This window comes from Rathayibacter sp. AY1C4 (assembly GCF_002932195.1).
Taxonomy (GTDB): domain Bacteria; phylum Actinomycetota; class Actinomycetes; order Actinomycetales; family Microbacteriaceae; genus Rathayibacter.
Genome location: NZ_PSWE01000052.1, coordinates 1 through 11,249, shown reverse-complemented (window position 1 = coordinate 11,249; position 11,249 = coordinate 1). Strand labels below are relative to the sequence as shown.

Sequence of the window (11,249 nt, the reverse complement as noted above, 5' to 3'; positions counted from 1 at the left end):
GGGCGGCTCCGGGTGTGGCTGGCTGCGGGCGGGCGGGTGTGCGAGGACGGCCGCGGGCTCTCGGCTCCGGGCTCGCGGCTCCGGGCCTCAGCGCAGGACGTGGCCCTCGACGTCGACGGGAGCCCGGGCGGTGAGGCGCTTCAGCCGCATCGCGGGGCGCTCGACCAGCAGCCAGCTCGCCCACGCGAGGGGGACCGTCGCTGCGACCGAGAGCACGATGTACGCCCAGAGCGGCACGTCGGCTCCGGCTCCGACGATCGCCAGCGAGAGCAGCTGCTGCACGGGGAACGCGTAGATGTACATCCCGTAGGAGACGTCGTGGGTCGCGCCCACCCGACGCAGGGGGAGCCGGGCGCCGAGCGCGACCATCAGATAGGCGAGGGGGAGGCCGGCGAGCACGCGGTAGAGGCCGGTCGCGATCACGAGGACGAGCAGCACGGCCGCGGCAGCGGTGAGCGCGCCCGTCAGGGGGAGGCGGTCGCGGTACAGGTGCACGAGCGCGCCGGCGAGGAAGTAGCCGACGAGCGTCACCGTCTGGTTGAGGGGCGCCGGGAACGGGACGAGGTCCGTCGCGAGCACCGCCGCGACGAGGGTGAGGCCCGCGAATCCCGCGACCACGAGGGGGCGCACCCAGCGCGCGGGCACCAGGGAGACGAGCAGGCCGATCACGACGTAGCTGACGAACTCGTAGAACAGGCTCCAGAGCGAGCCGTTCCACGCGCCCGGGTAGGGGACGGAGCCGAGCATCCCCGCGATGCCGTACTCCCGGATGTAGAGGGCCGCATTGGCGACCACGAAGCGCACCGCCCCGGCCGCGCTGTACTCGCCGGCTCCGAGGAGGAGCGACGCGAGCGGTGCGGCGACGAAGGCCACGACCAGGAGCGAGACGAGGAAGGCGGGATAGATGCGGAGGAAGCGCCGCCAGAGGAAGTCGACCAGCGATCGCGAGCGCAGCCGGCTCGCGGTGATCAGGAAGCCGGAGGTGGCGAAGAACCCGCCGACCGCCCAGGCGCCGAGGGTGGAGCCGCCGAACCCGGGGTCGTCGCCGTAGCCGCCGAGGGGGAAGGAGTGCGACACGATGACGAGGACCGCCAGCCCGAGCCGCAGGGCGTTGATGCTGTTCGACCGCTGGTCGAAGGCGGAGCCGACGGTCGGGCGCGTGCGCGGGCCTGGCGCGCGGGCGGGCGCGGCGGTGCGCCGGCCGTTCTCCTGGCGGGTCATGCGCACATCCTGCTGACCCCGGCCGCCGACGTCGATCGGGCGTGGGACGCGCCGCGCTCCTCCCGGAGGGCCCGCGCGCCAGCAACGACGCGCGCTCCACCCCTGCGGACCCGCCGCGGAGCTGACGCGGACTGACGTGCGGCCTGCGGCTGACCCCTCTCCGCCCGGTCGTTCCTCCGTCGCCCTCTCCGCGAGACGCCGCTCCGGTAGTCGACACGCCGGAGCGGGTTCACCGGAGCGGGATCCCGCGGCGGGCGGTCGGATCACGCCGGTCGGATCGCGCCGGTCAGAGCAGCCCGTCCGTGAGATGGTCCGGCGTGCCGAAGCGGTGGGCCGTGATCGACACGGCCTGCTCGCGGAGGAACGGCAGCAGCTCCAGCCGGCCCGCCTCGGTCGCCGCGCCCGCGTAGACCGCGAGGTCGGGGCGCCCGCCCGTCACGGCCGTCACCGTCGCGGCGGACGCGCCCAGCAGACGCACCCGTCCGGCGCCGTGCGCGCGCACCCGCGCCTCCCACGCCGCGTCGTCCTCGACCACGACGGCGCCTGCCGCCTCGTCGAGACCGGCGGCGAGCTGCGGAGGCAGCGCCACGGCGCTCGAGACGACCACCCGTGCCTGCGCGGTCGCCGCCGCGACGGCCACCCGCACGAGCGAGCCCAGCGGCTCCCCGGCGGCCAGGCGCACCAGCACGGCGGAGTCGTAGGGCAGGCGGCGGAAGACGTTGCGCTCCGCCTCCAGCCCCGTCACGTCGCGAGGAGCACCCGCGGCCCACGCCGCCGCGCAGCTGCGCGCCGTCCGCTCCACCGCGGCGTGCTCCTCCGCCGGGAGCTCCGCGCGCGACGCGGCGAGCAGGCGGGCGGCCGGTCCGACGACCGGAGCGGTCGCCTCCGACGACGCCGCGGTCCACGAGCCCAGGCCGAGCAGGTAGTCCGGCCCGCCCGCCTTGGTGCCCGGGCCGACCGCCGACTTCTTCCAGCCGCCGAACGGCTGGCGCTGCACGATCGCCCCGGTGATCCCGCGGTTCACGTAGAGGTTGCCCGCCTCGATCCCGTCGAGCCAGGTGCCGATCTCCTCCGGGTCGAGCGCGTGCAGGCCCGAGGTGAGCCCGTAGTCGACCTCGTTGACGATCGCGATCGCCTCGTCGAGGGTCGCCGCCGTCATGATCCCGAGGATCGGCCCGAAGTACTCGGTGCGGTGGAACTCGGACCCGCGGCGCACGCCGTCGCGGACGCCGGGGCTCCACAGGCGTCCGGAGTCGTCGAGGCTCCGCGGTTGCAGCAGCCAGGTCTCACCGGCGCCGAGCTCGGTCAGGCCGCGCAGCAGCTTGCCCTCGGCGGGTTCGATCACCGGCCCCATCCGCGTCGCGGGATCGGTCGGGTAGCCGACCGTGAGGGAGGAGACCGCGTCGAGCAGCTGCGCGCGGAACCGCTTCGAGCGCGCGACGGAGCCCACCAGCACGACGAGCGAGGCGGCGGAGCACTTCTGGCCCGCGTGCCCGAAGGCGCTCGCCACCACGTCCTTCACCGCCAGGTCGAGGTCGGCCGAGGGGGTGACCACGATCGCGTTCTTGCCGCTCGTCTCGGCCAGCAGCGGGAGGTCGTTCCGGAAGGAGCGGAACAGCTCCGCCGTCTCGTAGGCGCCGGTGAGGATCACGCGGTCGACCTGCGGGGAGGCGATCAGGTCGCGCCCCAGCTCCTCCTCCGGCAGGCGGAGCAGGCGCAGGGCCTCGCGGGGCACGCCCGCCGCCCACAGCGCCTCGGCCACCACGGCGCCGCAGCGCGCGGTCGGTCCGGCGGGCTTGAGCACCACGGCGGAGCCGGCCGCGAGCGCCGCGAGGACGCCGCCGGCCGGGATCGCGACCGGGAAGTTCCACGGCGGAGCGACCAGGGTCAGCGCGGCCGGGTGGAAGCGGGCGCCGTCGACCGCGTCGAGCTCGAGGGCGCGCTCGGCGTAGTAGTGGGCGAAGTCCACGGCCTCCGAGACCTCGGGGTCGCCCTGGTCGAGGGTCTTGCCGCCCTCGGCCGCCATGACCTCGAGCAGCTCGGCGCGGCGCGCCTCCAGCTCGTCGCCGGCGCGGTGCAGGATGCGGGCGCGCTCCTCGGCCGGGACATCGCTCCAGCCGCTGCCGCGGGCGCCGGAGAGCACCGACTCCAGCTCGTCGAGGGTGCCGATCGTGGCGGCCTCGATCGCGTCGGCGCCGGCCCGGGAGGAGGGGACGCGCGCGAGGATCGCCTGCGCCCACTCGCGGTTCGCGGCGACGGACGGGTCGGTGTCGGGGGTGCTGCGGAAGTCGCCCGGTCCCGGGCGGCCGCTCGCGGCGAACCGGTCGGGCACGCGGTGCGCCGGGGGGACGGCCCCGTCGAGGGCGGCGACGGAGGCGCGGAACCGCTCCTCCTCCCTCGCGAAGAGCGCCGGGTCGGCCTCGAGCTCGAAGACGGCCGACATGAAGTTCTGGCTCGACGCGCCCTCCTCCAGCCGGCGGATCAGGTAGGCGATCGCCACGTCGAACTCGGCCGGCGCGACGACCGGCGTGTAGAGCAGGAGCGAGCCGACCGTGCGGCGCACCGCCTCCGCCTGGCCCTGGGCCATGCCGAGGAGCATCTCGTACTCGATCCCCTCGCGGACGCCGCGGGTGCCGGCCAGCAGCCACGAGTACGCGACGTCGAAGAGGTTGTGCCCGGCGACGCCGACCCGCACGTTGCGGATCCGCTCCGGGTGCAGCGCGTAGTCGACGACGCGCTTGTAGTTCGTGTCGGAGTCCTGCTTGCTGCTCCAGGTCGCCAGCGGCCAGCCGTGGACCGAGGCCTCGACCTGCTCCATCGGCAGGTTCGCGCCCTTGACCAGGCGCACCTTGATGCCGGCGCCGCCGCGGGCCCGGCGGGCGGCGCTCCACTCCTGCAGGCGGATCATCGCCGAGAGCGCGTCCGGCAGGTAGGCCTGCAGCACGATGCCGGCCTCGAGGCCGAGGAACTCCGGCCGGTCGAGGATGCGGGTGAAGACCGCGATGGTGAGGTCGAGGTCCTTGTACTCCTCCATGTCGAGGTTGATGAACTTCTGCGGCGAGGAGGCAGCGGCCCGGGCGAACAGCGGCGCCAGCTCCTCGACGATGTCGTCGACCGCGGCGTCGAAGGCCCACGGGTTGTGCGGGGCGGTGCTCGAGGAGACCTTGATCGAGACGTAGTCGACGTCGTCGCGGGCGAGGAGCCGGTGCGTCCCCTCCAGGCGGCGGTGGGCCTCCTCGCGGCCGAGGACGGCCTCGCCGAGCAGGTTCATGTTGAGCCGGACGCCGTCGCGGCGGATCGCGGCGATGGCCGGGCCCAGGCGCGAGTCGGTCGCGTCGATGATCAGGTGGCCGACCATCCGTCGCAGCACCCGGCGCGCGATCGGCACCACGACGTCCGGGAGGAGCGGCGCCATGACGCCGCCGAGGGCGACCGCGCCGCGCATCGGAGCAGGGAGGAAGGACGGCACGCCGCCCGCGATCGCCTTCAGCGCCGCCGCCGCGACGCGGGTGTCCTCGGGGCGGACGACGCCGTCGACGAAGCCGACCGTGAAGTCCAGGCCGGCCGGGTCCTTCAGCACGCCCGCCAGCTGCGCCCCGGAGGCGTCGATCGGGATCGCGGACGCCTCGCGCAGCCAGCGCCGCACCAGGGCGACGCTCTCGTCGACCAGGCGGGGATCGATCGAATCGGCGGACGGGCCGTCGGCGGCGGGGCCGGTGGCGAGAGCGGGGCTGGCGAGATCCGTCATGGTGCGGTCCTTCTGCTCTGAGGTGGGTGCCTTCAGTATTCGACCGGCTACCGTTGAGCAGAAGCGACCGTTTCTTACCGGTACCGGTCAGCTCAGCTGAACGATCGGAGAGACGCCGTGCTCGATGTCCGCCGCCTGGTCCTGCTCCGCGAGGTGGCCATCCGCGGCACTCTCGCCGCCGCGGCCGAGGCCCTCGCCTACAGTCCCTCCGCCGTCTCGCAGCAGCTCGCCGTCCTCGAGCGCGAGGCCGGCGTCGAGCTGCTGCGGAAGGCGGGCCGGCGCGTGCAGCTCACACCCCAGGCCGAGATCCTGGTCGAGGCGGCCGGCGAGGTGATGGCCCTGCTCGAGCGGGCGGAGGCGGCGCTCGCGGCCTCGGGGGAGTCGGTGACCGGGCGGGTGCGCGTCGCGGTGTTCCAGTCGGCCGCGCTCGCGCTCATGCCGGGTGCGCTCCGGGCCGTCGCCGACCGCTTCCCGGAGGTGCGCGTCGAGATGGTGCAGCGCGAGCCCGAGGGTGCGCTGCACGAGACGTCGTGGGCGCGGGAGTTCGACCTCGTCGTCGCCGAGCAGTACCCCGGCCACTCGACCTCCTGGCTGCCCGGACTGGTGCGCAGCGACCTGACGTCCGACGCGATCCGCCTCGCCGTGAGCCGCGACTCCGCCGTCGTCGACCTCGCCTCGGCCCGCGGCTCCGCCTGGGTGATGGAGCCGCGCGGCACCGCGAGCCGCCACTTCGCCGAGCAGACCTGCCGGGTCGCGGGCTTCGAGCCGGACGTCCGCTTCGAGACCGCCGACCTGCAGGCGCAGATCCGCCTCGCCGCCTCCGGCCACGCCGTCGCCCTGATGCCCGACCTGGTCTGGGCGGGCGAGGCGCCGGACTGCCGCCTCCTCGAGCTGCCCGGCACGCCCCGCCGCACGATCTTCACCGCCCAGCGCGAGGCGCAGCTGGCGTCGCCGGCCGTGCGGGTGTTCCGGGAGTGCCTGGCGGAGGTGGCGGGGCGTTTCGCGTGAGGCTGAGGGCGTGCGGGGGTGCGTGAGGCGGGGCGGTGCGGTTCGGGTGAGCGGGGGCGTGTGTGGCGGTGCGGTTCGCGTGAGCGGGGGGCGTGTGGCGGTGCGTGTGGCGGGGTGTTGCGCCGGTGTCCTGCGCGCGCCGCCCCGAGGACGGCGGGGATGTGCGGCGTCGGCTGCTGTGATCCCTCCCTCCACAGGAGGGCTTCACGCCGGTTCTCCACGGATATGACGATCCGTCGCTTCCGTGTCGGTGGTCGCTGATTGAATACACGTATGACGATGATCAGCGGGTCGACAGCAGCGGAGGCGGTGCTCAGCGAGGTGCGTGCTCGCGGCGACCGGGCCGCGGCGCTGGCCCGCTCGGCGTCCCCGCTGCTCCTGGCCGCGGCCGAGGAGCTGCACGCCGGGCACCGGGCCGCGCTCGAGCATCCGGAGTCGTTCGCCCGCGGCTCGGCGCCCCACGCGTCGAGCGACCTCGCCGAGCGGTCGATCCGCGCGGAGTTCGCGGTCGCCCTCGGAGTCTCCGAGCGGGTCGCCTCCCGCGAGCTCGACCACGCGCGCCTCCTCGTCGAGGACCTGCCGACCACCCGCGCCGCCCTCGCCGGGGCGCGCCTGCGGTGGGAGGCGGGCCAGGTCGTCTGCGCCGTCGCGGCCACCCTGCCTCCGGGCTCCCGCGCCGCGTTCGATACGCGGGCGGCCGAGCTCGCGGCCCGCACCACGCCGACCCAGCTGCGGCGCGCTCTGGCCCGACTGCGGGAGGAGCTCCACGAGCAGCCCCTCGCCGAGCGCCACCGACGTGCCCGCGAGGACCGCGCGGTCTGGCTGACCCCCGAGGTCGACGGCATGGCGACGCTCTGCGCCCTCCTCCCCGCCCCGGTCGCCGTGGGGGCGTACAGCCGCCTCGACCGGATCGCCCGGATCCTCCGCGACGCGGCGGAGGGGACGCCGCCGCTCGCCGCCGCGGGAGCGGGCTCCTGCGGAGCGGAGTCCAGCGGGACGACCGGAGCGGAGCCCGCCGGAACCACCGGGGCGGGCGCCGTCGATGCGATCTCCCGAGCGGGCGACGAGCGGACCCTCGCCCAGCTGAGAGCCGACGCTCTCGCCGACCTCCTCTGCGATGCGGACGTCATCGGCACGGTGCCCGACTCGGTCGGTGCCGATCGGCCTGTTCCGACCCTCGTCACCGGCGTGCGCGCCGAGGTGCGGGTCACCCTGTCGGCGAGCACCGCGTCCGGCGCCGACGACGCCTCCGCCGAGCTCGACGGCTACGGCCCGATCCCGGCGGACGTCGCCCGGAGCCTCGTCCCCGCGACCGTCACCCGCGTGCTGACCGAGCCCCGGACGGGCGCCGTCCTCTCGGTCGGGCGCACACGCCGACTGCCGCACCGCGAGCTGCGGCTCCTCCTCCAGCTCCGCGACGTGACCTGCCGCTTCCCCGGCTGCACCCGCTCCGCCGCGGGCGCCGAGGCCGACCACGTCGTCGAGTGGCGAAACGGCGGCGGCACCGACCCCGCCAACCTCGCCAGCCTCTGCGTCGCCCATCACCACGTGCGGCACGGCGACCGCTGGACCTACGTCCTCCACCCCGACGGCACCGCCGACTGGACCACCCCCACTGGCCGCCGCATCACCACGCGCCCGCCGGGCCTCGAGGCACGGCTCCGTCCAGACCCACCCGCGACCCCGAGGTTCGAGGACCGGCCGCCGCCGTTCTGACACGCTGCCGTGCTGACACGCTGCCGTGCTGCGGTGCTGCCGTGCTGCCGTGCTGCCGTGCTGCCGTGCTCCCGTGCTGCCGTGCACCCCTGAGGGAATCGGCTGTCGGGCGGGTTCGGCCCATGGCGCGGGTTCGCACTGGTGATCGGGCCGTGCTGTCGCTCGGAGGCGAGTGCTCAGCGACCTCCCGCCGCGCCACTGACGCTCGGATCTGCGCCTTCGCTCGGGTTCACGCGGCCGCACCGTCGCACCACCGCCGCACCACTGCCGCTGAGGCGCGGACCGTCACCGGGGCCGCACCGTCGCCTGACGCCGTGCCGACACCAGGGCCGTGCCGCCGCCTTGCGCCCTGCCGCCGTTCGGCCACCACGATGCAGCACCTCAGCACTCAGCACCTCAGCACCTCGGCGGCTCAGCGCGCGCCGTACCGCCGTAACACGCCATCGCGACGGCCCGCCGTTCGGTCAGCGCGTCTCGCGACTGCGCTGGCGCCCCGCACGGCCCCACGGCTGATCCGGCGGGGTGCGCAGTCCGGGCGCGCAGTCCGGGCACGCCCGCGCGGTCAGTCGGCGACGCGGAGGAGCACCTCGCCCGTCGTCCCGCCCCGCGGCCGCCCCGCAGCCGCCCCGCAGCCGCGACGCTACGCCGCCAGGAAGCGGTCCGCCGTCCGCAGCGAGAGCGCCATCGTCGCGAGCGCCGGGTTCGCGATCAGCGCGCTCGGGAACACCGAGTTGTCGCACACCCAGAGGTTCGGCACGTCGAAGCTGCGGCCGTCCGCGTCGATCACGGCGTCGCCCGCGTCGGTGCCCATCCGCACGGTGCCGAGAGTGTGCGCCGTGCGCGCCATCACCCGCGTGCTCGTCGCGCCGGCCGCCTCCACGATCGCGGTCATCGTCCGGATCGCGTGCCGGTCGATCGCCTCCTCGTTGGCGCCCGCCGAGAACGTGATGCGCGCCTTCGGCACCCCGTGCTCGTCCAGCTCGTCGGTCAGCTCCAGCCGGTTGCCGTCGGCGGGCAGGCACTCCGCGTTGATCCCGACGCCCGCCGCGAAGCGGTAGCCGTCGAGCGCGTCCATCAGATCCCTGCCCCAGAGTCCCGCGCCGCGGGCGAGCGTCGTCGCGTAGGTCAGCGGCATCACTCCGAGACTCTGGATCAGGTAGCCGCCCGCGAAGTCCGCGTCGGCCGGGCGGACGGTGTCCTCGGTGATCACCGAGGAGGGGTAGCCGCGGTAACCGCGCATCTCGCTCTCGAAGGTGCCCCAGACCTGGGTCGCCCCGTGCGCCAGGAAGTTCCGGCCCACCTGCCCGCTGCTGTTCGCGATGCCGGTGTGCAGGAGGAGCCGGGGCGTCTCGACGCCGCCCGCGCAGAGGAACAGGGCGGAGCAGCGCTGCCGGTGCTCCACTCCGCCGCTCGTGTAGACCACGGCGCACACGCGTCCCGCGGCGTCCAGCTCGATCCCGTGCACGAACGAGTCGGCCCGGATCTCGGCACCGGCCCGCACCGCCTCCGGCAGGTAGGTCACGTCCATGCTCGTCTTCGCGCCGGTCCGGCAGCCCTGATGGCACTGGCCGCAGTTGACGCAGGAGGGGCGGCCGTCGTCCCGCGGGCTGCTGAGCACGGCGGCGGGCGCGTCGGTCGCGCGCATCCCGATCGCCGCGCAGCCGCGCAGCATCATGTCGGCCGAGGCGTTCCGCGCAAGCGGGCCCTGCAGGTAGCGGCGCGACGGGTCCCACGGGTACTCGGCCGGGCCCGCCACTCCGATCGTCGCCTCCACCTTCTCGATGTACGCGGTGAGCTCGGCGTGCTCGATCGGCCAGTCGCGGCCGACACCGGAGTCGCTCCGGAGCCGCAGGTCGCGCGGGTCGGGGCGGGGCGTGAACGCGCCCCAGTGCAGCGTCGAGCCGCCGACCCCGCGGCCGCTGTTGTTCTGCCCGAAGGCGGTGGGGGTCTCGCCTCCGCTGAGGCGCTCCTCCATCCAGTTGATCTCCACGGCCGCCGTCTCGTCGGCGGTGTGGCCCAGTGGATCGACGTGCGGCCCGGCCTCGAGGGCGACGACGCGCAGCCCGCGAGCGGCGAGCACCGAGAGCAGGGGCGCTCCGCCGGCCCCGGTGCCGATCACGACGGCGTCGACCGTCTCGTCGAGCGGGAAGCGGCGCATGCCGGTCGTGTTCATCGGTGACTCCTCGTCGTCGGTTCCCAGGTCTCGCGGTCGTCGGCGCCGAGCAGGCGGAAGCCCGTCACGAGCGGCAGCGTGTCGCCGCCACTGGCGTAGCCGTCGTAGCCGATCCGCGCCATCGATGCGGGGTGGGCCAGCCACTGCCTGACGAGGTCGACGCGGCAGTCCTCGAACCAGGCGGTCAGCTGCTCGGCACCGAGCCCGCCGGCCGAGCGGTCGCCGAGCTCCGCGGAGCCGTCGGCGATCGCGGTGAGGCGCGCGTCCTGCTCGGCGGGGCCGAGGCCGGCGAAGCCCCGGAGGGCGTCGAGCGCCAGACCGTAGGCGATCGGGTCGGCCGGCAGGTCGGCGTTGCGCCAGCCGTCGCCCTCACCGTTCGCGAGCTGCGTGTCCACCCGTGCGGCCAGGTCGATCCGGCCGCCCTCCTGCGGGACGACCCGGTCGGCGATCGCGCGCAGCTCCGCGAGCTGGGCGACGGTCAGGGCGCGGGGCGCGTACTCCGGGTCGTCGGCGAGCGCGCGCACGGCCAGCAGCCCGCGCACCCGCGTGGAGGTGCGGGCGGAGGCGATGGCCGCGCCGACGTCGGCCGGGACCGACGGCGCCGTGCCGGCCTCCTCCTCCCAGAACCGGCGGATCGCCGCCGCCACCTCGACCGGGCGCTCGAACGGCAGCAGGTGGCCCGCCCCGGCGAGCGTGAGCAGCCGGGCGCGGGAGTAGAGGGAGCCGTTGAGGCGGCGCTGCGCGTCGGCGCCGAGGTCGCCGTCCTCACCGCCCGCGATCAGGAGCGCGGGCACCGCCCCGAGGGCGGCCTCGCCGGTGCGGTCCTCACGGCTGCCGTGCTCGAGCCAGTCCCGCCAGCCCTCGGGGGAGTAGCGGCGCAGCTCGGCCAGCACCTCCGCGTCGGCGTCGGCGGGCAGCGGCGAGCCGACGTTCTGGTCGACGAACTCGCGCGCCTGCGCCTCGTCGAGGTGCCCGTCGTCGACCCAGCCGAGCATGGTCGAGCGGCGCGCCTCCTCCATCGGCTCGGGCGAGAGCGGCGACCCGGCGAGGAGCACGACGCCCGCGAGCCCGAACAGGCCCGAGCGGCCGGTGACCGTGCGGGAGGCCACGAGGGAGGCGATCTTCCCGCCCATGCTGTGCCCGAGGAGCAGCCAGCGGGAGGCGTCGTGCTCGCGGATCCGGCGGATCGTGGCGGCGGTCATCTCCTCGAGCGAGGTCCCGGATCCACCGGGCAGGTCGAGCGCGACGAGGTCCGCGACGTCGGCGAGCTCGCGGCCGAGCGCGTCGAAGGCGCGGCCGTCGAGCCCGAGTCCGGGCAGGGCGAAGAGGGTGGGGCGGGGGCTGGTGGACACGGGCGTCCTGTCGGATCGGCCGCGCCACGGC

At 75.4% G+C, this 11,249-nt stretch carries 6 protein-coding genes; 2 read left to right on the top strand and 4 right to left on the bottom strand.

What is annotated here, in order from left to right; all coding sequences use genetic code 11:
* Positions 1 to 87: 87 nt before the first annotated feature.
* Both C5C99_RS16345 and C5C99_RS16340 read right to left on the bottom strand, forming a co-directional pair.
* Positions 88 to 1,221: an acyltransferase gene (locus C5C99_RS16345; protein WP_104340421.1), complete on the bottom strand. Its 1,134-nt coding sequence runs from the start codon at positions 1,219 to 1,221 to the stop codon at positions 88 to 90.
* Between the two features lie 286 nt (positions 1,222 to 1,507).
* Positions 1,508 to 4,969 (bottom strand): bifunctional proline dehydrogenase/L-glutamate gamma-semialdehyde dehydrogenase, encoded by a 3,462-nt coding sequence (locus tag C5C99_RS16340; protein ID WP_104340420.1) that lies wholly within the window; start codon positions 4,967 to 4,969, stop codon positions 1,508 to 1,510.
* A gap of 117 nt (positions 4,970 to 5,086) precedes the next feature.
* Here C5C99_RS16340 and C5C99_RS16335 point away from each other — a divergent pair, with 117 nt between their 5' ends.
* Positions 5,087 to 5,977: a LysR family transcriptional regulator gene (locus C5C99_RS16335; protein ID WP_104340419.1), complete on the top strand. Its 891-nt coding sequence runs from the start codon at positions 5,087 to 5,089 to the stop codon at positions 5,975 to 5,977.
* 273 nt (positions 5,978 to 6,250) lie between these two features.
* Positions 6,251 to 7,693: an HNH endonuclease signature motif containing protein gene (locus C5C99_RS16330; RefSeq protein ID WP_104340418.1), complete on the top strand. Its 1,443-nt coding sequence runs from the start codon at positions 6,251 to 6,253 to the stop codon at positions 7,691 to 7,693.
* A gap of 640 nt (positions 7,694 to 8,333) precedes the next feature.
* Here the strand turns inward: C5C99_RS16330 and C5C99_RS16325 are convergent.
* Both C5C99_RS16325 and C5C99_RS16320 read right to left on the bottom strand, forming a co-directional pair.
* Positions 8,334 to 9,866 (bottom strand): GMC family oxidoreductase, encoded by a 1,533-nt coding sequence (locus C5C99_RS16325; RefSeq protein WP_104340417.1) that lies wholly within the window; start codon positions 9,864 to 9,866, stop codon positions 8,334 to 8,336.
* Positions 9,863 to 11,218 (bottom strand): alpha/beta hydrolase, encoded by a 1,356-nt coding sequence (locus tag C5C99_RS16320; protein ID WP_104340416.1) that lies wholly within the window; start codon positions 11,216 to 11,218, stop codon positions 9,863 to 9,865. The genes C5C99_RS16325 and C5C99_RS16320 overlap by 4 nt, the downstream gene beginning before the upstream one ends.
* Positions 11,219 to 11,249 lie beyond the last annotated feature (31 nt).

Bases quoted from the DNA above. Each gene is read 5' to 3' on its own strand.
- C5C99_RS16345 (WP_104340421.1), bottom strand. From the start codon at position 1,221: ATGACCCGCCAGGAGAACGGCCGGCGCACCGCCGCGCCCGCCCGCGCG.
- C5C99_RS16340 (WP_104340420.1), bottom strand. From the start codon at position 4,969: ATGACGGATCTCGCCAGCCCCGCTCTCGCCACCGGCCCCGCCGCCGAC.
- C5C99_RS16330 (WP_104340418.1), top strand. From the start codon at position 6,251: ATGACGATGATCAGCGGGTCGACAGCAGCGGAGGCGGTGCTCAGCGAG.
- C5C99_RS16325 (WP_104340417.1), bottom strand. From the start codon at position 9,866: ATGAACACGACCGGCATGCGCCGCTTCCCGCTCGACGAGACGGTCGAC.